The sequence below is a fragment of the Mucilaginibacter sp. genome (assembly GCF_036383575.1).
Lineage (GTDB): Bacteria > Bacteroidota > Bacteroidia > Sphingobacteriales > Sphingobacteriaceae > Mucilaginibacter.
In genome coordinates this window covers 18,439-39,232 of the sequence record NZ_DASVOB010000052.1, presented here as the reverse complement: position 1 = coordinate 39,232, position 20,794 = coordinate 18,439, and the positions used below count along the sequence as shown (strand labels likewise).

Sequence of the window (20,794 nt, the reverse complement as noted above, 5' to 3'; positions counted from 1 at the left end):
CCTGCCACTTGCTGCTTTCATCCGCAACAGGCTTCCGGCGGTCAATGGATGCCTGAATATTGCCAAAACAATACGGCTTTCGCCGATCTCGTTTTCGCAAAATACAGGCAGTTGGGAATATTAAATTTTGACCAGAAGTCGTAAGGTCACCGACAATCTTGTAGGTTAAAGCGTTTATTTTAGTCACGGTTGTGCTTCTAAACGTTATTTTAGGAAATTTCTCAACGTCCAAAAGCTCCCGGCTCTTTATCTCTTTATCGCGGTAATCTTTATCCGTGGAGATGCTGCCAGCCTCCGCAGTGAATACGATATCTGAGCCTGCGAAATCATCGCCGGGCGCAGTAAGCCTAAGTTCCTTGCAATTAATAAAATAATCATTTTAAGATTTCAAAATTTAGCTTAATTCCATGTATTGATTTTTTACCTTTATTAAATTGAAACAATCCAAAGCCTTTATAACATGGAAGAATTAAAGCGATTGGTTGAAAAACTACAGCAGGTATATTGACAAATTGTAATGGACGAATTTAGCTCGCTTAATAACAACTAACACCAATTTTTATAATGATTGTGCTTGCAAATTTGCCTGTTCTTCGAAAATCTGGTAGTCGTAATACCCTCAATTGATCAATGCTTCTTGGGGTTTTCAAGAAACAGTGAACGGTTCATGGCAACGACTTCTTCGTGTGTAGGCGGCGTTGCAAATTCCATAAATTTCCTGATAGCATGGTCCCGCAGACGTGCCGCATCTCCTTTGTCTCCTTGGTTTAGGGCTTGCTTGAGCTCTACCACGCTCAATTCGGTACAATAGGCCGGAGTACCCGGTTGGTGCCTCCAGGAATCCGCAAGAGTACCGGCATCCACAGCGTCGAAACCGGCATCGTTGATAAGGACGGACACCATCTCTTTGGCCTGCTGATCGTTGCCTGAGACTGCCATCGCGATCCGATCCCCGGCACCTTCAGGTTTACTTCCATTTTCAAGGCTATGAGCCAAAAGGTTATTGAAGGCCTTAATAACCGGACGTCCTATTTGTTCAGTAACCCATAGGCTCTCCACTTTGCCATTTTTGAGTTCTTCGATGTCCCCATCACGGAATGGATAGTAGTTAGATGTATCGACAACAACCACACTGTCGGGAAGACCTGTGAACAATGCTTTCTCTAATTCCGGGATAGCGATGCTGGGAACGGAGATGATGACAACATCAACGCCTTTGGTGATACTGTCCCTGGTTGCAGGCAAGACACCCAACTCTTGTGCTCTTTTTTTTAAGAGGTTCCCATCACCTTTGTTATATACTTTTACTTCATGGCCGGCGTTAGCCAGTTTCTTTGCGAGGGTACCGCCAATTGCACCGGTACCTATTATTCCTATTTTCATTACGCTTGTTTTTAAATTCTTGATACCGATTTGATCCGTCATTATTTAGCTACAGACCTTCTCGGCGGTCATTCCAATAAATTCTTTACAAAATTGGCAAATTTTTACTTTCCTTTGTATAGTATTTTCCCAAAGGAAAGTGAAATAGTTTTTGTTAAGATTTATGGCTGCTAAAAAAACACATTGTGATTGCATTGAAACGATTAAGCCTGTAAGGGATGCACTCGACGTGATCAATGGTAAATGGAAACTGCCAATAATCATTTCTGTAGGTATTGGAAACGACCGGTTCACTGACATACAGGAAAGTATCCCCGGTATAACACCCAAAGTTTTGGCCAAAGAACTGAAAGACCTGGAACAGCATCGTTTGGTCAACAGGATCGTTATCGATGGTTACCCGGTGAAGATCACCTATCAATTAGCTGAATATGCCGATACGCTGACACCTATCATTTATTCCCTCAAAGACTGGGGGCTGAATCACCGAAAGAAAGTGACGGATCGGGAGTAATTATTTCTTTAGTCATCCTTTCTCTGCGGTGACGATCCATATTGTTTGAACTTCATCGCCTAATGTTTCCTGTTTTTAATGTCAGATTTTAAAATGGTGACTTATTGTTTTTGTTTTATTGAACAGTGTTCAATAAATTTGTCCCGGTTTTAAATTAATCCAAGTCATCATGAAAAAAGCATTAATCACAGGAGCCAGCGGAGGCATCGGGTTCGAAACAGCCCGGCAACTGGCTCAACAGAATTACCAGATCACACTGGTTGCCCGTAACAGGGAGCGCCTTGAACAAGCGTTAAGCAGTTTAAATGGCAGCGGCCACACGATACTGGTCGCTGATCTAAACAATACAGACGATCTGCAAAAGCTGGCAGCACATCTCAGTGCCGAAAAGTACGACCTCCTGATCAACAATGCAGGTACCGGCACTTACGGCCAGTTTACGGATATCGCACTGGAAGACCAGTTGGCCACCATGAAGCTCAATATGCAAGCTTTGGTGACTCTGTCTTATAGCTTCTTACAGAAAGCAACCAAAGGTGACGCACTGGTCAACATCGGCTCGCTGCTTGCCCATTCTTCACTCCCTGGCGGTTCCGTGTATGCGGCCACTAAGAGTTTTGTCGCCAACTTTTCGGAATCGCTATGGTATGAGTTCAAACCCAAAGGTATTTTCGTGTTGGGCTTTAATCCAGGTGCGGCAAACTCTGACTTTCATGTGCATGCGGGCAGGCACACGAGTTCCTTTCCTGAGTTTGTTGTTTCTTCTGTAGAAAATGTTGCTACTGAGCTTGTAAAAGCGCTGCAGAAAAGGCAAAAGCCAAGAGTAGTGCAAGGTTGGAAGAACCGTTTTATGCTGTTCGGTTTCAAGTTATTGAACAGAAAGGCGGCGGTAAGCATCATGGGCAAGATCAGCCCAGGGATGCAGAATTAAGCAGAAATACCAATGTGGAATTTGGCCACACGAGTGGCGATCATATATTTGTATCTTATAATCATCTAAAAATGGGCATAGCAGAAAGAAAATTAAGAGAGAAACAGGAAATGCACAAACGCATCCTTAACGGTGCGCGTAAGATATTTTTGGAGAAGGGCTATGAAAAAGCCAGTATGCGCAATATCGCAGCTGAGATCAGTTACAGCCAGGGCTCGCTTTATTTTTACTTCAAAGATAAGAGCGAGATCTTTCACGAATTACATAAGGAAGGGTTCCGGCTGCTGCTTAACCAGTTAAAAGTATTGGACAAGGTAGCTGATCCATTTGAGCGTTTAAAGGCTTCTGGACGCATTTTTATTCAATTCGCACAGGAGAACAAAGATTATTACAATCTGATGTTTATTGTTGAAGAACCTGTCAAAGACCCACAATCAGGCGGATTTCAAATAGCACAGGAAGCGATCAGTCAGCTATTGGGTGTTATAAAGGAATGCCAGCAGAAAGGAAAATTCAAGGATATGGACGCAGAATATTTGACTTTCATGTTCCTGTCTGCAATTCATGGTATTTGCGCGCTGTTCTGCAAGGACCGTACCACCAACTTTATGGACAAAACAAATGAAGAATTGATGGAACATGGCTACGAGTGTTTTGTAGCGCTGCTCGAAAAGAGTTAGCCTTTTTTTTGATACTAAATTGAACGGTGTTTAAAATTATAACAATGATTAAAAATGAAATTTAAAAGTCAATTATTTTATCAGCTTTTGCTTTTATCGTCAGCCCTGCTGGTTGCACCCTTTGCAAAAGCTCAAGGCAAGCTGGATGAATACATCCGGCAGGGCCTTGCCTCAAACGAGAGCATCAGGCAGCAGAATTTTGTACTTGAAAAAAACATCTACGCATTAAAGGAAGCCAAGAGTATGTTCCTGCCTGATGTTACTTTTTCAACAACCTATACTAAAGCTGATGGCGGGCGCACCATAGATTTCCCTACCGGCGATCTGCTTAACGGAGCTTATGCTACATTAAACCGGCTGACAGGAAGTAATTCCTTTCCACAATTGCAAAATCAAAGTATCCTGCTCAACCCGGATAATTTTTATGATGCGAAGTTTCGTACAAGCCTACCCATTTTAAATGCAGAACTGATCTATAATAAACGGATCAAACAGCAGCAGGTAGACCTGCAAAAGACCGAAGTGCTGCTTTATAAACGCGAATTAGTTAAAGAGATCAAAACAGCTTACTATAGCTATTTAAAAGCTGCCAGTGCGACCAGTATCTACGAATCTTCGCTCCGGCTGGTTGAAGAAGGACTGCGGATCAATACCAAACTGTACGACAACAGCAAGGTAAACCGAACTGTTGTGCTGAGAAGCCAGAACGAAGTGTCCAGGATCAATGCCTCACTTACTACGGCCACCAAAACCGCCGAGTCTGCCCGCTATTATTTCAACTTTTTGCTGAACCGCCCGCTGACGGACAGTGTACAGTTGGATAACATAACCGAATTGCCTTCGCAAGATCAAAGCTTAGGAAGTAGCGTTAGCGGTAGGGAGGAACTGTCCAAACTAAGGATTGCGAAAGATATCAACGGCAACCTGACCGGGCTTGCTAAGTCTTACCTCATCCCCAAGGTCGGCACCTATCTTGATCTGGGCTCGCAAGCTTTCGATTGGAAAGTTAACAGTCAAAGCAAGTATTATTTCCTGGGTGTTTCACTCGAATGGAACCTGTTTTCCTTTGGCAGGCATAGTAACCGGATCAAACAAACCCTTTCAGACCAACAGGCGCTTGCCTCGCAAACGGATTATGTGCAGCAACAACTGCTGACCGAATTGAAGGTACGGCAGTCCGGTATGCAGAGTGCGATAGCGCAATATAATGCTGCTCAATCCCAACTGAAGACCAGCCAGACCTACTACAATGATGAGCTGAAGCTATACAAACAAGGAATGGCTATTTACATTGAGTTGCTGGATGCACAAAACCAGTGGATAGATGCGCAGCTTAACGCCAATATTGCCCTTTACGATACCTGGATCGCCAATACAGCCATCGAACGTGCCAACGCCAGTTTCACCATTCAATAAAATAAGATCATGAAAAACTTACAATTATACAGCATTATTATAGCAGCATTAACCTTAATGGCATCCTGCAAAGAAAAACACAAGGAAGGAAACCCAACAGGCGAACCGGATATTATACCTGTTAAAACCGCTTCGGTGTCTACATTAGGCGTACCCGATCAGGTTACCGCCACTGGCCTGGTCAGCACAGAGGATGAAGCCAGATACGCCTTTAAAATAGGCGGCGTGATCAGCCGGATCTTCGTGCAGGAAGGCCAGTTCTTTAAGCAGGGTCAGTTATTGGCAAGCCTTAACTCCACGGAAATTTCAGCCGGTTTAACCCAATCCAGTTTGGGTGTAGAAAAGGCACAACGTGACTATAGCAGGGCGCTGAGTCTTTACAAAGACAGCGTTTACACGTTGGAACAATTACAGAATACCAAAACAGCTTTGGATGTTGCTCAAAAAGCTAGGGAAGCAATAGCCTTTAATGAGCGCTACTCTAAAATATACGCGGCATCTGACGGTTTTGTAAGCAAGAAAATAGCCAACGAAGGCGAGGTAATTGCCGAAGGGATGCCGGTGCTGCTGACCAACTCTACCGAACAGCGAAACAGCTATTCACTTAAAGTGGGTGTAACAGACCGCGAATGGGCTCTCATTAAACCGGGGCAAACAGCCAAAGTAAAGCTTGACGGCTATGCCGGTCAAACGTTTGATGCCACCGTGTTCCGTAAGTCGCAGGCGGCTGATCGAGAACTGGGCTCATTCCAGATAGAACTAAAATTGCAATTGAACGGCCTAAAACCTGCAGTCGGCATGTTTGGGAAAGCGGAGATAGCCACCCACCAGGATAAAAGTGTGATGGTCATCCCATACGGATCATTAGTAGAGGCTGATGGCAACAAAGGTTTTGTATTTACGACCATTAGCGCAACGCGGGTAAAAAGAGTACCGGTTACCATTCTGAAGTTTGATAACGAAAACGTGTACCTGAAAGATAAGCTTGACGGTATAGACCAGATCGTGATCTCCAACAGTGCCTACCTCAACGAACAGTCTTTTATTAAAATTATTAAGTAAGGCCATGAAAATTACAAATTTTGCCGTTAAGAATTATCAGTTCACGCTGATCATATTCCTTTTGGTGGCAGTTGTCGGCTTGCTCACGCTGTTTACCATGCCCCGTTCGGAAGACCCGACCACCCATCCGCCGCAGTATATCATTACGGTCATTTACCCCGGTACCAGTCCAAAGGATATGGAAGAACAGGTGGTGAAACCCATTGAGAATAAGATATATGGACTGGAGAATATTGAAAAGATCCTGACAACGGTAGAGGACGGTGTAGCGGTCATTCAGCCCAAGTTTAAATATGGCGTAGATGTGGACAATAAATACCAGGAAATTTCTACAGAAATCAATGCTTTAAAAAACAGTGAACTACCCAAAGATATTTACCTCATTAAAACAGAAAAGGTTTCCTCTTCTGACGTAAAGGTGTTACAAGTCGCACTTATATCAGACAACGCCTCCGGTAAATTACTGCGGGATAAAGCAGACATCCTGAAAACACAATTAGAGAAGATCACCAACTTAAAAGAGGTGAAGTATTTCGGTATGCCCGAACAGGAGATCCGTATAGATATGCAGCTGGATAAACTGGCCCAATTGAAAATACCGCTTAATGTGGTCATAGGCAGTTTGCAAAGCGAAGCGGCAGATATCCCCGGCGGGAGCATCAACCTCGACAGCAAGATTTTTAATGTAAAAACCAGCGGCAAATTCAAGAGTGTTGATGATGTGGCCAATACGGTTATTTATAATGCGAATGGCAAGATCGTATATCTGAAGGATGTAGCTGATGTAAGCTATAAGGATGGCACAATAGACCATATTGTTCGGTTAAACGGCCATCGCAGTGTACTGGTTACAGCGGAAATGAAAGATAACGTGAATATTGCCAGTGTTCAGAAAGAGTTTTTGCCGGTACTGGATGAGTTTGGCAAAAGCCTGCCTGAAAACATCAGGATGGTCAAAAACTTCGATCAGGCCAATATGGTATCCAGGCGTTTGGGCCATCTGGGTTTTGACTTTGGGTTAGCCATCTTGCTGGTTGTCATCACCCTGCTGCCGTTGGGGTTCAGGGCGTCGCTGATCGTGATGATCTCCATTCCGCTTTCGCTGGCACTGGGGCTTATAGCAATGAATTTATTGGGGTACTCGTTAAATCAACTCAGCATTGTTGGGCTTGTAGTGGCCTTGGGGCTACTGGTGGACGATAGTATTGTGGTGGTGGAGAACATAGAGCGTTGGCTGAGGGAAGGACATTCCCGTAAGGATGCTATCTTAAAGGGGACAAAGCAGATCGGTGTAGCAGTTGTAGGGTGTACCGCGACCTTAGTTATCGCGTTTTTGCCGCTTGCCTTTTTACCTGATATGGCCGGTGAGTTTATCCGTAGCCTGCCGATGGCTGTAATGACCAGCGTTTTGGCTTCTATGATCGTAGCCTTAACACTTGTCCCTTTCCTGGGTAGCCGGATGTTAAAAACGCATACACATGGCGAGGGCAATTTCTTTTTAAAACACCTGCAAAGGTTCCTGACCCGCTCTTATGCACGGGTGATGCCGATTGCCTTAAAATGGCCTAAAGCTACTATTGGAATATCATTGGCCCTGAGCGGACTTGCCTTTTTCCTGTTTACACAAACAGGATTCAAGCTTTTCCCAACCTCTGAAAAACCGATGTTCCTGATCAATATTAAATTGCCCCTACAGGCTGATATTCCGGAAAGTGACCGTGTAACCAAATTGGTGGAAAGTGAGTTGAAGAAACATAAAGAGATCGTTTTTTATACGTCTAACGTAGGTAAGGGTAACCCGCAGATCTATTACAATGTACATCAGCAGGATATAAAACCTGACTTTGCCCAGATATTTGTTCAACTGGATGAAGAGGCCAGCCCCGGTGAAAAAACTGATCTGATCAAGCAACTGCGCAAGAAATTCAACGACTTTCCTTATGCAAGGATCGAAGTGAAAGACTTTGAACAGGGAACGCCTATCGAAGCCAATATCGTGGTTAGGGTATTTGGAGAAAACCAGGATACATTACGCTCCCTTTCATTTAAAGTGGAAGAGATCCTTAAAAAAGATCCCGGTACTTTTTACGTCAACAATGAGCTGAATATCTATAAATCGGATGTTAAAATAAAAATCGATAAAGAGAAGGCCCGTACTTTAGGTGTGCTGACCAGCGATGTAGACAAGGTGATTCGTATGGCGGTAGCGGGCTTAAATGTTGGGGACTATATCGATGACAGGGGCGATTCCCGCAACGTTGTGATCACACTTCCAAGAAATAAATTCTCTAACCTCGATGCTTTCAAAAACCTGTATGTAAATAATGTGCAGGGTACCCCGGTACTGGTTGACCAGATCGCCACCATTTCGTTTGAAACGTCACCCACAGCGATCAATCATTTTAATAAATCACGATTTGCAAAGGTGACATCCCTAACCAAAGAGCATGTACTGGCTAATGATATCCTGAAGAACATTGTGCCGCAACTGAACAAGTTAAAAATGCCGCCGGGTTATTATTACAAACTTTCAGGCGAAGCGGAGTCTGAAGGCGATGCGTTAGGCGGCAACTTCCTTTCTGTAATTATTTTGAGCACCTTCCTTTTTATCGGGGTATTGCTGCTGCAATTTAAAACGTTCAAAGGGATCATTATCGTGTTATCGATCATACCTCTGGGAGTTCTTGGCGGCGTGGTATTCCTGCTCTTTACCGGTAATCCCATGTCGCTGGTATCCATCATCGGTTTCATTGGCTTATCAGGCATACAGGTTAAAAATTCACTGTTGCTTGTTGATTTTACTAACCAGTTGCGCCTCGAAGGACACAGCATTGATGAAGCGATCCATAGGGCCGGTGAAACCCGTTTTCTTCCTGTTGTGCTCACTTCTATAACGGCAATATGCGGTTTGCTTCCAATCGCCTTGAACCCTAATCCGCTTATCGCACCATTAGCTATTGTTTTGATCGGCGGGCTGATCAGCTCTACTATTCTTTCGCGGATCGTGACTCCCGTGATGTATAAATTGATCCCGCCGCATTTGGAAAGTGATGATGAAATGGCTTAGCTAATTCGTTTTAAGGTGAATAAGTTTAAAATAGAAAAACCTCCTTAAAAAATTAAGGAGGTTTTTTACAGTAATCTTCGGTAGTACCGAACTATTCAGCTCCCTTGGAGATACAAAATTCAGGTCATTTTTGGTACTATCCTGTTACCCGGAATGTGGATAACCGTGCAATACTATGCGATATTTATCCTATTTGTTTGTAAAATAACAAACGTGAACCCGAACAAACAGCGATTGCTGGTCTGATAACGCTACCGATAAACTTTTCAAGAGCATTTTCTATGAACCAAACTTACGCCCCCATAATAGACATAAGTCGTACCATTTGAGAACAATCCAATGTTTTCGGCGATTTTCCAAAGCCTGGATATGTATTACTCTTTCGAATCTTTTAACTTTACTATTAATTCAGCTAATAATACAAAGAATGGATAAAGCAGCACGGTTATCATTTTGCTCTCGCTATTCGCCAAATTTGCCAATGAAGACTTAAAAACTGCCTCATAAATTTCATATAGCAAAATGAAATAAGGTATGCTAAAAAACGGTGCCATGAAATCAAATTCATTTTGGTTAATTAATTTACTAACGGCTTCTATAGTTTGCCGAACAAGGTGGCTTAAATAAATAATAAGCCCAATTATAACTCCCGACATGGCAAAATACCGGTGATGACGATATTTGGCATGATATTGGGACTGTATGAAGCCTATCTAAAAAGAAAAACATTATGGCAACTACAACAAATGCAACAGGCGTACTGAACGACCTGATCGAGATTAACAACGACCGTGTAGCGGGTTTTGAAAAAGCGATCGCGGATATTAAAGACGAAAACATTGACCTGAAGGGGTTGTTCCAGGGTTATGCGGAGCAAAGCCGCAAAAATGGCCAGGAGTTAGCTGCATTGGTTGGCGACGCCGAAGAAGTAGAAACTGGAAATAGCGTGGGCGGAACTTTGCACCGTGCCTGGATTGATGTGAAATCGATCTTCGGGGGTAATGACCGCGCCAGTATCCTTTCAGAAGCAGAGCGTGGTGAGGATGCGATCAAAAAAGCTTACAACGATGCCCTGAGTGGCGGCGAATTGCCGGCCGAAGCCGTACAAACGGTTAGCAGTCAGGCTACGGAGATCAACGCGGCGCATGACCAGATCAAGGCTTTGCGCGATGCTGCTAAAAACTAATGAACTAATAATTTTAAAAAGCCGCCTCATCGGGCGGCTTTTTTTGTGCACGCTTTTAGATATGACTAACCGGCCATCTTACCTGGATTTTGACAAGTCTTCTTATGCCTGGAAACCGGATATCAATTATCGGGAACACCCGGAGTTGTACCGGGTAGGGAAGGGGGAACAGGGTGTTATGATCTGCGAACCTTATAAAAGTGAAATCGGGCAGTATTGGCGTTTTCTTAACGAGGAAGTCGCCGAACAGAGCAGCGAAAAGATATTCAATTTGTTCGAAACATACATAGATAACAGTGATTTTGTGGGGGCAGACATGGCACGCAAGTATTTACAGATGGGTTACACCCGTGCCCGCCGATATGCGAATTACAAAGGCGGCAAAAAATATGATGCTGACGGTGATTATGCACAAATGGAGGGAGGAACTGGCGAGCCGGAGAAAGCGGCAACAGCAACCATCTTTTATAAACGATGGAAAGCAGCAGAAGGCGATATAGTTTACTGCAGCTTGAAAAAGAAATGGAAACATGAAAGAGGTTAAAAAGCATGGTTTGCCGGAAAACGTATAAAGGTCAATAATTGATCGCTACGGCCTGTAATAGGGCAAGACTGAATATTACCCAATATAAGTCGGGGCATGACAGCGATGAACAGCCAGTCTGATCCGAAAAAAAACAAACTACGGGTACATTAGGCTTCAAATTGGTAGAAGTGATATGTAATAATCAATTTAACTTTCTGTTAAGTATTTTAAATAAAAAATAAATAACGAAATTTAATTTGTACCTTGCGTGCTTATTAAAAAAGATATAATGCAAAAAGAAGGAACTGTGAAATTTTTTAACGCCACAAAGGGCTTTGGATTTATTTCACAAAATGACAACAGAAGTGAAATTTTCGTGCACGTTACAGGTTTAATTGACGAGATCCGCGACAATGACCAGGTAGCTTACGATGTAGAAGAAGGCCGCAAAGGTCTTAATGCGATCAATGTTAAAGTAATCTAATCACCACAATATCAAATTCGCTGAAGCATCCATTGATAAAATTGGATGCTTTTTTGTTGCTTTCTGATCTCGATGCCCACAAATAAGTTTTGAATATACAAACAGGATTTTATGAAATTGCTGAAGTGATTTCCTGAAAAAACGCACGTTAAAATGGTATTAATCGAAAAACAATCATGAGTAAAGATAAAGGTAGTAAAAACGTAAAAAAAGCTCCCGCAGCAGGCGGTAATAAGTCGACTTCAGATTATCAGGCAGGCAAAAAATCGGCATCAAGCGATAGTGTATCAATTAATAAAAAGAAAAAAGATTGAAGACAAACGGACTTATAAACACGCAGGTAATGGAATACTTGTTTGATCTACGGAACATAGCAATAGAACATGGTTTTAAACAAGATAAGCCATGGCAATTGAAATTGGTTAGTAAAGCCGATAAAGTAGCGATTGAGAAACAATATCGTGTAAGCGTATCTGTTGAACCAGGTATTGAGCAACTTGCCCGAATGCTAAGCATGGTTGAGACGGCCCTCTCGTTCCCGCTCACAGAACCTATTCCATTGAAAGCTATTCATGTTAACGAATTACAATATCTGGTTGCGTACAACCCGATGGAGGAATGGCGTTAGTAAATAATAGCCAGGTGCAGGCTAACCCAACTTTTCATTTTTTACCGTTGATGTTTCCGTTTAATGTTAACTAAAGTGGACGATGTATCATTGATTTACGATTAAAGCCACACGGAGTGAGGTATTCTTAATGCCTGTAAAAGAAATAATTATATTTGAATTCTTGACATATTATGACCAACGAGAGCTCATTTAAAACCGTAGACTATATCTATATTATACTTGCCATCAGTACAATTGTTTTTTTTGCATTTATGGCCATCCGATCAACTTATGCTATTAAAGTTGCTGATGGTTCCGGTAAAATAAGCTCCCGCTAAACCTATGATAAACTCTAAATCGGTGATCTGTCTGTTTGGTTCATAATGATTTTAGACTGAAGGGTTTTACTTAATTTATAAGAGAAAATATTGTTTAATAATATTTTATGTTGCCTGGCTAAAACTAAACAGGCTGCATATTGTAGTAGCTGTAAACATTTACAGCAGCATGAACCCGCTATTTTTTCAACTCGAACAAGGTTGCCCATTAATGGTGATCCCGGATACAGCTGCCCATTTGAATGGCCATACGGTAATTACCCATACGTACAGTATTTTTCTCGATATCGGCGCTGGTAATCCTTTGATGAGCAGGAGCAAAGAAAGTACCCTGCACCTCGAACGAATTAAAGATCCTGAGTATTTCGGTTACATCACATTTGAATTACCTGGTAAACTCTTTACTTATACTTCAGATGGACAACGGGAATTAAATAATGATGAAGTGCAGGAGGTCATTGAGCACCTGGGCCATATCCGAGATAACCCGGCGCTTTGGAATCAAATGAAAGACAATTAGCCTCAAGATGTATTAACCTCTATCTATTCCCATAAACCTGCTAAATTGGAAAATAAAAAGCGCATCGCCATACTGGGCGGGGGCCCAAGCGGCCTGTTCATGTTCAAGCGACTGGTAAATACAGGAAACACAGATCTGAGTATTACCATTTTCGAGCGTAAAAATAAATTAGGATCGGGCATGCCCTACAGCGCCGAAGGCGCCAATGATGAGCATATTACCAACGTTTCGGGTAATGAGATTCCGCCCTTAGTTACTTCTCTGGATAACTGGGTTAAATCCGTTTCTAAAGATACGCTGGATAAATACCATATGGACGCCGCCCGTTTCAATGAATACAAAGTGCTGCCGCGTTTATTGTTCGGCCAGTACCTTACCGCACAATTTGACCTGCTGCAAAAACAAGCCAGGGAAACCGGTATTACTTATGCTATACGATATAACACGACTGTAACCGATATTCTTGATCAGCCCGAAAAAGGCCTGGTCATCGTTGAGACAGGAGACGGAGAGCAAACCGAATTTGACCGGGTGATTATTTGTACAGGACATAACTGGCCGAAAACGTATGAGGGCAAGGTCTCTAATTATTTTGATTCACCATATCCGCCCGCCAAGCTGGCCCTGAAGCTTAACCACCCGGTTGCCATCAAAGGCTCATCCCTCACCGCGGTTGACGCTATCCGGACGCTGGCCCGTCATAACGGGACTTTTGATAAAGATAAAGGCGGCAAGTTGTTTTATAAACCTTTCTCCGATCACCCTGATTTTAAACTGGTAATGCATACCCGGAACGGCATGCTGCCCGCAGTACGTTTCCATTTGGAAGATTCGCACTTATCTAATGATAGCTTCCTGAGTAAAGACGAGATCAAAGCCCATATTAAAGCTAACAACGGCTTTTTGTCCCTGGATTATATTTTTAACCGGGACTTTAAATTGCCGATACAGGCAAAAGAACCGGAATTTTACGAAAAGATCAAAGACATGCGCCTGGAAGAATTTGTGGACGCTATGATGGCTTTGCGCGAGGAAGTTGAACCGTTTCAATTATTAAAGGCAGAATATGCCGAAGCTGAGCAATCCATCAAACGTGAAAAATCTGTTTACTGGAAAGAAATGCTCGGTGTATTGAGCTTTTCGTTAAACTACCCTGCCAAACACCTTTCTGCAGAAGATATGCAGCGTTTGCAGCAATCCCTTACGCCGTTGATCTCTATTGTGATCGCCTTCATCCCGCAAAGTTCCAGCGAGGAGTTATTAGCGCTGCACCGGGCAGGCGTGCTGGAACTGATCCCGGTTGGTGATGAAAGCAGTATAGAACCACATGAAAATGGTGGTGCTATCTACCATTATACAGACGAGGATAAAAACGAACAAAGTGTACATTATCAAACTTATGTGGATTGTGTGGGCCAACCACATTTAGCCTTTGAAGATCTTCCGTTTAAAAACCTGATCGAAGGGCGCACCGTTACACCTGCTAAGCTCAAATTTAGTTCGGCGGATGAGGGACTTAAAGCCATGAATGCCGGTAAGCCGGTTTCAAAAGATGACCATGGCGATTACTACCTGAAAGTTTCCGGCATCACCATCAATGATTATTTTCAGGTGGTTGATGCCTACGGTGCGTATAATGAACGGATCTATATGATGGCTGTGCCTTATATCGGTGGCTACAACCCTGATTATTCCGGTCTCGATTTCAGCGAGGAGGCCTCTGGTATCATTATTAAAAGATTAATGGCATGAAGTTATACTTGTTATTGTTAGGTGCCGAAGCCCCCGCTTCAGGCAATAAACTCTTCTTCCTGAACCTGGGTGGTTGCATCCGCGGGGAGCTGGAAGAACAGCACTATACGGTGCTCACTGTACGAAACAGCCGTTTGGCTGCCATCCAGTTAGCAAAGAAAAGCCTGTTCTTTAAAGCCAAGTCCCTGAAGGGTATAGCTTCCGCCCACATCGATAAGAAATACGGTATTGATATGGATAGTGTCCACTACATTGAAGACCTGCTATCACCTGCCCCGAAAGCGCAATACCGCATTGTCTTCGGCAACGGAACCCGCATTCCGGATGAAAAGATTCATTTAGGTTATTTCAAACTGGATAAGCTCAAATGAACCGCACCGATAAACTACTTAACTGGATAAAACAACAACATGAAGGTCAGCTGATCAGGCATACAACCGAACCCTACATCAACCACCTGATGGAGGTTGCTGAATTAGGCACCGTCATCCCCTTAGGCTACGAGATCGGTCTTTGTCATGATCTTTTTGAGGAAACTGAAACGACCAAAATTGAACTCCATTCGGCACTAACCGTTTTCGGTTATACAAAACAGGAAGCAGATTTTATCCTCAATTGCACTGTAGAGCTGACCGATGTATTCACAAAAAAAGACTATCCCGATTTGAAGAAAAAAGCACGGAAGGCAAAGGAGGCCGCAAGATTGACCACGATAAGTTCTGCTGCACAAACCGTTAAATATGGCGATCTGATCTATAATATCACCTGGGTTTTAAAGCACGATCTCCAACATGCCGGAAAATACATGCGGAAAAAACAACAGTTGTTGACATCCATGAAAAACGGCGACCAGGATCTGTACTGGGGCACTTTAAGAATAATAGATGATGCGTTTCGGTTCCTGAATAATGAGAAAGATTAGAATAGCCTTGCATAACCATCGGCTAATGTTAAAATATTAAAAATGTAAAACATCAATCATCAAAGCAAAATATATCTATGAAAGCATTAATCATCAATTGTACACTTAAACGGAGCCCTGCGGTCTCCAATGCGGGTGCGCTGGCAGAGAAGGCAGCAGAGCAATTGGAGGGACAGGGTTTCGAAACTGAGATCATCCGCCTGAATGATTACCAGGTTTTAACCGGCAATTCTTCGGATGAGGGAGAGGGCGATCAATGGCCGCTTATCCTTGAAAAGATCAAAGCCTGCCAGATCTTTATTATAGCCACGCCGATATGGATGGGAAACCTCGCTTCTACATCGCAAAAAGTGATAGAAAGGCTGGACGCGATCTTTCGCGACGAAGAACTGAGCAGCAAAGAAAATGGTCAGTATATGCCCTATAATAAAGTGGGTGGCTGTTTGATCACAGGTAATGAGGATGGAGCGCATAGCTGCGCCGCTCAGGTGCTTTGGGCGCTGCAGGAAGTTGGCTTTACTATTCCCCCCAATGTGAATGCTTATTAGGTCGGGATGGCCGGCGGCGAAAAAGATTACGTTGATGGCGGCGGGAAACGTTATTTATACACCAACAAAACGCTCCGCTATATGACCGCCAACCTGGCCTGGTTTGCCAAACTGCTTGCCGCTAATCCGATCGGTACCAACCTGCTGGAAGAGGACAAAAAAGCGGAAGCTGAAAGCGACAAAGAGGATGGTGAATAACCTTTGGTCAGAAAGGACGAACAAACAAATAAGCCTCTTTTTAATTATACCCAACTATTTACATAAATCATTGTTAACCCAATCATGCAACCAGAAAATAGTAAAACGAAATACAACGACACAGAATTAAATGAGTTCAAAACCTTGATTAAAGATAAGATCAATGTCGCACGTGAAGAATTGCAGGACCTGGTTGGAACGCTCAGCGCTTCCGGCTCTAACGGTGATGATGCAGCAATAGCCGGAAAAACGCTGGAAGATGGTTCGGCAACTTACGAGAAGGAACAAACCAACCAGTTGGCAGGACGACAGAAAAAGTTCATCGGTCAGCTAGAGGCCGCGCTGACCCGTATCGAAAACAAGACTTACGGAATATGCCGTTCTACTGGTAAACTGATCCCGAAAGAACGCTTAATGGCAGTTCCACATACCACCCAAAGCATGGAAGCAAAACTTAAACAGGCATGAGCTCGGCATTTGTAAAGGAAGGGGAGGCCAGGCACCTCAAAGATGTTGCACCTAACTTAGGTGCACTGCTTTTCTTTTTGCGGGTGGAAAATAACGGCACGGTGATCCGTGATGAAAAAATCTACTTCAGCCAAAAATATGGCCGTGATGTTTATGAAATGAGTGATGGATTAATCTATACATTGGATGATGACCATCACTGGTATATTGTTCTCGACTGATGGAAGGAAAATTCTTTGGTGGCACCAGCGGTTTACAGATAGACCTGCCCAAACGCGATTTCCCGCCGGAATATAGCGAGCTATCCAGGCTGGGATATTATTCCTTGCAGGAAAACAGTGTTGAAATTAACAGCTCGTTTTACAGGATCCCGCAGTCCAAAACGATTGCGCGATGGGCGACCGAAGTAAGTGCCGATTTTCGTTTTACCTTCAAACTCTGGAAAGGGATCACCCATGAAAAAAAACTGTTTTTCAATCCGCAGGATGTCAGTTCCTTTATGGAAGCGATCCGGTTGCCCGAAACGCAACAAGGATGCTTATTGGTTCAATTGCCACCAAGCCTGCAGGTAAACGCCTTGCCACAATTAGAGATATTATTGGATATGCTAAGTGCTGATACATGGCCTGTTGCTGTCGAATTCCGCCATTCGTCTTGGTATAAGGATGATGTTTTTGAATTGCTAAGCCGGCATCAGACAGCAATAGTATTACAGGATATGCCTAAGTCTGCCACGCCGATGGATATAACCGCTAATGAATTGGTTTACCTTCGTTTCCATGGCCCCTCCGGCAATTATAAGGGAAGCTATAGCGACAGTTTCCTTTCTGAATATGCGTCTTATATCAACGAGTGGCTGGAAAAGGGTAAATGCGTTTATGCCTATTTTAATAATACTGCTGGTGCAGCCTTGGAAAATCTTCATTTATTAAAGCGCTTCCTGGTTGAACAAGATGCCTGATCCCATCTATAACAACTTCCTCGCCGGATAAGGATAGGGAACAATTGAAACTTACTGATCAAAATATTATTATCATTCCCTTCCACGCCACTATCTTTCAATAACACATTCAACTCCGTATTTCGCGGCGCATAAAAAGGAAATAAGCCATTGCAAAACAACTTACTGTTAATGCGATCAGGCCGCTGACCTGCGGCCATACGATCATGACACTTTCTTTAACCGGCAGCGGTGTAGGTATGGCGCCGGCCATCTGCTCCATAGTGACCGGGCCGAGACTGCGTACTGAAGGCATCAGCAGCGTAGTCACGGCGTCTGAATAAAGCTGACTCGGTGCTACACGCAGTAGATTTAATATCAAGTCATTATAACTGATAGCTTCCGCCTGGCTCATATTTGCCGCGTCGGGTAAAACGGATTTGACTGCGAGATTGATCACGATCTGGTAAAATATAGAAAAGAAGAGCCAGATCCCGATCGCCGCAAGTGCAGAGGTTGCCGCCTGTTTAAACAGGATGGACAGCACGATCGACAGACTGAGCCAAAAGGCTACGTAAAAGATGGTGATCAAAACAAAACCGGCTATACGAAGCACTTCGGACGGCTCGATGGCCACCCCGGTCAGCAACAAGCCGCCGCCAATCATCAGTAAAACCAACGCTGTGAATAAAAAGCTGACGATCATCAATGCGCTGACAAATTTAGCCAGCAGTAAATTGTCACGGAAGATGGGCTGTGCCATCAGCCGGGTAAGGGTGCCGCTGTTCAATTCTGAATTGACCGTGTCAAAACCCAAACTGATGCCCAGTAAAGGAGCGAGGAAACTCAAAAACACATGGAATGGCGGGATAGAATTGTCCGTAGTCGTTAATAGCTTGAGATATAAAAACAGGTGATCCGGATCTTTTACGTTTGCTATTGCGGCTTTAATGTTTTGCAGTGACACGTACATGGAGGCTATAAACGTTAGCAAAATCAGCGCCAGTAATATGCCGAAGCGCCAGCTACGTATATGATCCGCTATTTCCTTGTGAACCATGACGCTGAAAGGCGCTTTTTCAGGTGTGTGACTTTTCATAGCGTGTATTTTCTTGTATTGTTGGATTCAAAGTATTGCTGATAGATGTCGTCGAGGCCGTAATTTTTTTGGTGAACGCCGGTCACGTCGTAACCTTTTTCAACCAGGAAGCGAACGAGTACAGCAGTCATATCACGATCGCTGGTAAGTTCAAGTTCATTACCACAGATACTGATCTTGTTAATGGCATCCAGGGCCCGGAGTTCCGCTTCCAAAGTCCAGGGCTCCGGGATCGGTTGTTCGAGTTTAATGGAAGTGACATGGCCATCAGCATCAAATAACTGACTGGAAAGTGAACCGATATTGCCCTGCGCGATGAGTTTGCCTTTTACAAATATCCCGACACAGTCGCAAACCTGCTGGACGTGATGTAAATGATGCGACGATAGCAGGACTGTCAGACCTCGTTGACGGCTTAAATGTTTGATCAGCTCCAAAAAATCCCTTACGCCCGTCGGATCGATACCGAGGGTCGGTTCATCCAAAATGATGACCTCAGGATCTTTGATCAAAACATCGGCCAGACCCAGCCGCTGTTTCATACCCCGTGAGAAAGCTACGGTCTTCTTATGCCGGTCTGCCGTCAATCCCACGATTTCCAGCACTTCTGCACACCGATTTTTAAGCTCGTTTTCAGGCAGGCCATTCAGCCTGCCGATATATATGAGGTTTTCCAGGGCCGTCATGTTATCATAAAAACCGACGCTGTCAGGCATGTAGCCCACTTTCCGTTTTACCCGCATCGGGCTGCTGGTCGCATTATAGCCACAAACTATAGCCGTGCCGCTGGTGGGATCGGTCAGCCCGAGCATCATCAATATGGTGGTGGTTTTGCCTGCTCCGTTAGGCCCCAGCAAGCCAAAGATTTCGCCCCGCTGGATAGTAAGATCTAGAGCATCAACCGCTTTAATAGGGCCATAATGCTTGTTTAAGCCCGTTAATTGAATAATAGGATCGTTCATTGCTGAAAAACGGATTGACTTTTTTATCTTCTGCCATATTTGCGAATGAGGTAGTAAACGATGCCTACGGCCAGCAGGATGACCGCAACACCTATCCAGCCGGAAAGCAGGGATGTTTTAACCAGCAGCCGGAAAGCGATCTGGGAGTTCGCATTGGTGTTCGAAGCAGTAAAGCTGGCAGCATAATCTCCTGCGATAGTTTTATCCGGTACTTTCACGGTTGCTTTTATATCGGCTGTTTTTCCCGCAGACAGTTGTTTGACGTTGGAAGGTTCGAAGGTAGCTTCCCAGCCTGAAGGCAGCTGCGAGGATACCTGCAGGTCGTTCAATGGTAAGGTGCCGGTGTTGCTTACAGTGAGCAGTAATTCTTTTTTACTGCCGGAGGTTACCTCATCGCTCAATCTTCCTGTTGGCGTGCTCAGCGCCATGCTATAGGAGCCTTTAACGACGGCTTCCAGGTTCAATATCAAAGTCTCTGTACCTGCTATCGCGTTAACGGGGATCGGGTATTTTTTTGGCTCGGCAGCGGCGGGAGAATTTATTTCAATAACAATGTCCTGTGTTTTGCCAGCGTCCATATTGATCGAACTGACCTGAATGCCGTCTACCTTGTAAGAAATTGTCCAGCCGGCCGGGAGGTCCGCCTTGAGTTCATATACGCGTGCACCGCCGGAACCGTTATGCAGGGTCGTGCTGTAACGGAAAGTTTCGCTTGTCGCGGCCTCGATGTTCATCAGTTTGGCGACGAAACCGGATTTTCCGGCGGGCCAGGCAACAGGCTGTTGTTGCGCCTCGCAAAGGAAGCCTGATACAAGAAATAACAGAAAGAATGTAATACTGCGTTTTACGCCGGAAGGGGGAATAATAGATTTGGATAACATGATCTAATAACTAAAATTGGTTAATGATAGCTTTCAAAAAATGCCTTTGCTATGGTTGTTTTAATGTTTAAAAATTGTTGATTCAAAGAAAAAAAGCTGCTAAAAAATTTCAAAGAGCTTTAACATTTTTTAACAAATTGGACACGGATACTGCACCGGACAGGCGGATCACAGGTATTTGCGGGCTTAGCGGCGGAGATGAGGCAAGAGGATGGCGCGTTGAGAGCCTTCCTACTTTAGTTTTGTTGATCACGACCTGTTCAACAGGTAACATAAATCTGATTTGCTATACGGGTGATTCCCGGTT

26 protein-coding genes are annotated in these 20,794 nt (G+C 43.9%); 20 read left to right on the top strand and 6 right to left on the bottom strand.

Annotation, left to right across the window (positions count from 1 at the left end; genetic code table 11):
• The coding region (locus VF500_RS31755) for a YceI family protein (protein ID WP_414688558.1) at positions 1-367 on the bottom strand (367 nt) is incomplete at its 3' end.
• A gap of 260 nt (positions 368-627) precedes the next feature.
• Positions 628-1,425: an NADPH-dependent F420 reductase gene (locus tag VF500_RS01830; RefSeq protein WP_330858040.1), complete on the bottom strand. Its 798-nt coding sequence runs from the start codon at positions 1,423-1,425 to the stop codon at positions 628-630.
• A 121-nt stretch (positions 1,426-1,546) separates the two neighbouring features.
• Between VF500_RS01830 and VF500_RS01825 the strand changes: the two genes are divergently transcribed.
• The 6 genes from VF500_RS01825 (at position 1,547) to VF500_RS01800 (ending at position 9,053) form a co-directional block, all read left to right on the top strand.
• Positions 1,547-1,897: a helix-turn-helix domain-containing protein gene (locus VF500_RS01825; RefSeq protein WP_330858039.1), complete on the top strand. Its 351-nt coding sequence runs from the start codon at positions 1,547-1,549 to the stop codon at positions 1,895-1,897.
• 169 nt (positions 1,898-2,066) lie between these two features.
• Complete coding sequence (locus tag VF500_RS01820; protein WP_330858038.1) at positions 2,067-2,828, top strand: SDR family NAD(P)-dependent oxidoreductase; 762 nt, start codon at positions 2,067-2,069, stop codon at positions 2,826-2,828.
• 71 nt (positions 2,829-2,899) lie between these two features.
• Positions 2,900-3,508, top strand: coding sequence for a TetR/AcrR family transcriptional regulator (locus VF500_RS01815; protein WP_330858037.1), 609 nt, complete (start codon positions 2,900-2,902; stop codon positions 3,506-3,508).
• 54 nt (positions 3,509-3,562) lie between these two features.
• Positions 3,563-4,924 (top strand): TolC family protein, encoded by a 1,362-nt coding sequence (locus VF500_RS01810; protein ID WP_330858036.1) that lies wholly within the window; start codon positions 3,563-3,565, stop codon positions 4,922-4,924.
• 9 nt (positions 4,925-4,933) lie between these two features.
• Entirely contained in the window at positions 4,934-5,986 is a 1,053-nt protein-coding gene (locus VF500_RS01805) for an efflux RND transporter periplasmic adaptor subunit (RefSeq protein ID WP_330858035.1), read from the top strand.
• A 4-nt stretch (positions 5,987-5,990) separates the two neighbouring features.
• Positions 5,991-9,053 carry an efflux RND transporter permease subunit gene (locus VF500_RS01800; protein ID WP_330858034.1) on the top strand — a complete coding sequence of 1,021 codons (3,063 nt, stop codon included), beginning with the start codon at positions 5,991-5,993 and terminating at the stop codon, positions 9,051-9,053.
• Positions 9,054-9,427: 374 nt separating this feature from the next.
• Here the strand turns inward: VF500_RS01800 and VF500_RS01795 are convergent, their stop codons facing one another.
• Positions 9,428-9,709: a hypothetical protein gene (locus tag VF500_RS01795; RefSeq protein ID WP_330858033.1), complete on the bottom strand. Its 282-nt coding sequence runs from the start codon at positions 9,707-9,709 to the stop codon at positions 9,428-9,430.
• Positions 9,710-9,783: 74 nt separating this feature from the next.
• Here VF500_RS01795 and VF500_RS01790 point away from each other — a divergent pair, with 74 nt between their 5' ends.
• From VF500_RS01790 to VF500_RS01725, 14 genes are all read left to right on the top strand, one after another.
• Positions 9,784-10,239: a PA2169 family four-helix-bundle protein gene (locus VF500_RS01790; RefSeq protein ID WP_330858032.1), complete on the top strand. Its 456-nt coding sequence runs from the start codon at positions 9,784-9,786 to the stop codon at positions 10,237-10,239.
• Between the two features lie 61 nt (positions 10,240-10,300).
• Positions 10,301-10,783 (top strand): DUF4385 domain-containing protein, encoded by a 483-nt coding sequence (locus VF500_RS01785; RefSeq protein ID WP_330858031.1) that lies wholly within the window; start codon positions 10,301-10,303, stop codon positions 10,781-10,783.
• Between the two features lie 271 nt (positions 10,784-11,054).
• Positions 11,055-11,249 carry a cold-shock protein gene (locus tag VF500_RS01780; protein ID WP_091207888.1) on the top strand — a complete coding sequence of 65 codons (195 nt, stop codon included), beginning with the start codon at positions 11,055-11,057 and terminating at the stop codon, positions 11,247-11,249.
• A gap of 176 nt (positions 11,250-11,425) precedes the next feature.
• Positions 11,426-11,563, top strand: coding sequence for a hypothetical protein (locus VF500_RS01775; protein ID WP_330858030.1), 138 nt, complete (start codon positions 11,426-11,428; stop codon positions 11,561-11,563).
• Positions 11,560-11,877 (top strand): hypothetical protein, encoded by a 318-nt coding sequence (locus VF500_RS01770; RefSeq protein WP_330858029.1) that lies wholly within the window; start codon positions 11,560-11,562, stop codon positions 11,875-11,877. Before VF500_RS01775 ends, VF500_RS01770 begins: the two co-directional genes overlap by 4 nt.
• 489 nt (positions 11,878-12,366) lie before the next feature.
• Positions 12,367-12,717, top strand: a complete 351-nt coding sequence (locus VF500_RS01765) for a hypothetical protein (protein ID WP_330858028.1) — start codon at positions 12,367-12,369, stop codon at positions 12,715-12,717.
• A gap of 45 nt (positions 12,718-12,762) precedes the next feature.
• Positions 12,763-14,469, top strand: a complete 1,707-nt coding sequence (locus VF500_RS01760; RefSeq protein WP_330858027.1) for an FAD/NAD(P)-binding protein — start codon at positions 12,763-12,765, stop codon at positions 14,467-14,469.
• Positions 14,466-14,840 (top strand): hypothetical protein, encoded by a 375-nt coding sequence (locus tag VF500_RS01755; protein WP_330858026.1) that lies wholly within the window; start codon positions 14,466-14,468, stop codon positions 14,838-14,840. Before VF500_RS01760 ends, VF500_RS01755 begins: the two co-directional genes overlap by 4 nt.
• Complete coding sequence (locus VF500_RS01750; RefSeq protein ID WP_330858025.1) at positions 14,837-15,391, top strand: hypothetical protein; 555 nt, start codon at positions 14,837-14,839, stop codon at positions 15,389-15,391. The genes VF500_RS01755 and VF500_RS01750 overlap by 4 nt, the downstream gene beginning before the upstream one ends.
• A 77-nt stretch (positions 15,392-15,468) precedes the next feature.
• A complete protein-coding gene (locus VF500_RS01745) occupies positions 15,469-15,939 on the top strand; it encodes a flavodoxin family protein (RefSeq protein ID WP_330858024.1) in 471 nt (156 codons plus the stop codon).
• A 6-nt stretch (positions 15,940-15,945) separates the two neighbouring features.
• Positions 15,946-16,137: a hypothetical protein gene (locus VF500_RS01740; protein WP_330858023.1), complete on the top strand. Its 192-nt coding sequence runs from the start codon at positions 15,946-15,948 to the stop codon at positions 16,135-16,137.
• 84 nt (positions 16,138-16,221) lie between these two features.
• On the top strand, positions 16,222-16,605 hold the full coding sequence (locus VF500_RS01735; protein WP_330858022.1) for a TraR/DksA family transcriptional regulator: 384 nt from the start codon (positions 16,222-16,224) through the stop codon (positions 16,603-16,605).
• Positions 16,602-16,826 (top strand): hypothetical protein, encoded by a 225-nt coding sequence (locus VF500_RS01730; RefSeq protein ID WP_121226691.1) that lies wholly within the window; start codon positions 16,602-16,604, stop codon positions 16,824-16,826. Before VF500_RS01735 ends, VF500_RS01730 begins: the two co-directional genes overlap by 4 nt.
• A complete protein-coding gene (locus VF500_RS01725) occupies positions 16,826-17,566 on the top strand; it encodes a DUF72 domain-containing protein (RefSeq protein ID WP_330858021.1) in 741 nt (246 codons plus the stop codon). Before VF500_RS01730 ends, VF500_RS01725 begins: the two co-directional genes overlap by 1 nt.
• 109 nt (positions 17,567-17,675) lie before the next feature.
• On the opposite strand, the gene VF500_RS01720 is transcribed toward VF500_RS01725, so the two are convergent.
• From VF500_RS01720 to VF500_RS01710, 3 genes are read right to left on the bottom strand one after another with little or no spacing between them, the layout of a single operon-like run.
• The gene (locus tag VF500_RS01720; RefSeq protein WP_330858020.1) at positions 17,676-18,644 is read right to left on the bottom strand and encodes an ABC transporter permease; all 969 of its coding nucleotides are present in this window, start codon (positions 18,642-18,644) and stop codon (positions 17,676-17,678) included.
• Entirely contained in the window at positions 18,641-19,606 is a 966-nt protein-coding gene (locus tag VF500_RS01715) for an ABC transporter ATP-binding protein (protein ID WP_330858019.1), read from the bottom strand. Before VF500_RS01715 ends, VF500_RS01720 begins: the two co-directional genes overlap by 4 nt.
• A gap of 23 nt (positions 19,607-19,629) precedes the next feature.
• A complete protein-coding gene (locus tag VF500_RS01710; RefSeq protein ID WP_330858018.1) occupies positions 19,630-20,487 on the bottom strand; it encodes an NEW3 domain-containing protein in 858 nt (285 codons plus the stop codon).
• Positions 20,488-20,794 lie beyond the last annotated feature (307 nt).

What these genes read in the sequence shown, in the direction of transcription:
- VF500_RS01735 (WP_330858022.1), top strand. Translation starts at nt 16,222, where the DNA reads ATGCAACCAGAAAATAGTAAAACGAAATACAACGACACAGAATTAAAT.
- VF500_RS01725 (WP_330858021.1), top strand. Translation starts at nt 16,826, where the DNA reads ATGGAAGGAAAATTCTTTGGTGGCACCAGCGGTTTACAGATAGACCTG.
- VF500_RS01765 (WP_330858028.1), top strand. Translation starts at nt 12,367, where the DNA reads ATGAACCCGCTATTTTTTCAACTCGAACAAGGTTGCCCATTAATGGTG.
- VF500_RS01750 (WP_330858025.1), top strand. Translation starts at nt 14,837, where the DNA reads ATGAACCGCACCGATAAACTACTTAACTGGATAAAACAACAACATGAA.
- VF500_RS01795 (WP_330858033.1), bottom strand. Translation starts at nt 9,709, where the DNA reads ATGTCGGGAGTTATAATTGGGCTTATTATTTATTTAAGCCACCTTGTT.
- VF500_RS01720 (WP_330858020.1), bottom strand. Translation starts at nt 18,644, where the DNA reads ATGAAAAGTCACACACCTGAAAAAGCGCCTTTCAGCGTCATGGTTCAC.
- VF500_RS01780 (WP_091207888.1), top strand. Translation starts at nt 11,055, where the DNA reads ATGCAAAAAGAAGGAACTGTGAAATTTTTTAACGCCACAAAGGGCTTT.
- VF500_RS01710 (WP_330858018.1), bottom strand. Translation starts at nt 20,487, where the DNA reads ATGTTATCCAAATCTATTATTCCCCCTTCCGGCGTAAAACGCAGTATT.
- VF500_RS01810 (WP_330858036.1), top strand. Translation starts at nt 3,563, where the DNA reads ATGAAATTTAAAAGTCAATTATTTTATCAGCTTTTGCTTTTATCGTCA.
- VF500_RS01775 (WP_330858030.1), top strand. Translation starts at nt 11,426, where the DNA reads ATGAGTAAAGATAAAGGTAGTAAAAACGTAAAAAAAGCTCCCGCAGCA.
- VF500_RS01790 (WP_330858032.1), top strand. Translation starts at nt 9,784, where the DNA reads ATGGCAACTACAACAAATGCAACAGGCGTACTGAACGACCTGATCGAG.
- VF500_RS01820 (WP_330858038.1), top strand. Translation starts at nt 2,067, where the DNA reads ATGAAAAAAGCATTAATCACAGGAGCCAGCGGAGGCATCGGGTTCGAA.
- VF500_RS01805 (WP_330858035.1), top strand. Translation starts at nt 4,934, where the DNA reads ATGAAAAACTTACAATTATACAGCATTATTATAGCAGCATTAACCTTA.
- VF500_RS01800 (WP_330858034.1), top strand. Translation starts at nt 5,991, where the DNA reads ATGAAAATTACAAATTTTGCCGTTAAGAATTATCAGTTCACGCTGATC.
- VF500_RS01730 (WP_121226691.1), top strand. Translation starts at nt 16,602, where the DNA reads ATGAGCTCGGCATTTGTAAAGGAAGGGGAGGCCAGGCACCTCAAAGAT.
- VF500_RS01830 (WP_330858040.1), bottom strand. Translation starts at nt 1,425, where the DNA reads ATGACGGATCAAATCGGTATCAAGAATTTAAAAACAAGCGTAATGAAA.
- VF500_RS01740 (WP_330858023.1), top strand. Translation starts at nt 15,946, where the DNA reads ATGGCCGGCGGCGAAAAAGATTACGTTGATGGCGGCGGGAAACGTTAT.
- VF500_RS01755 (WP_330858026.1), top strand. Translation starts at nt 14,466, where the DNA reads ATGAAGTTATACTTGTTATTGTTAGGTGCCGAAGCCCCCGCTTCAGGC.
- VF500_RS01715 (WP_330858019.1), bottom strand. Translation starts at nt 19,606, where the DNA reads ATGAACGATCCTATTATTCAATTAACGGGCTTAAACAAGCATTATGGC.
- VF500_RS01785 (WP_330858031.1), top strand. Translation starts at nt 10,301, where the DNA reads ATGACTAACCGGCCATCTTACCTGGATTTTGACAAGTCTTCTTATGCC.
- VF500_RS01815 (WP_330858037.1), top strand. Translation starts at nt 2,900, where the DNA reads ATGGGCATAGCAGAAAGAAAATTAAGAGAGAAACAGGAAATGCACAAA.
- VF500_RS01825 (WP_330858039.1), top strand. Translation starts at nt 1,547, where the DNA reads ATGGCTGCTAAAAAAACACATTGTGATTGCATTGAAACGATTAAGCCT.
- VF500_RS01745 (WP_330858024.1), top strand. Translation starts at nt 15,469, where the DNA reads ATGAAAGCATTAATCATCAATTGTACACTTAAACGGAGCCCTGCGGTC.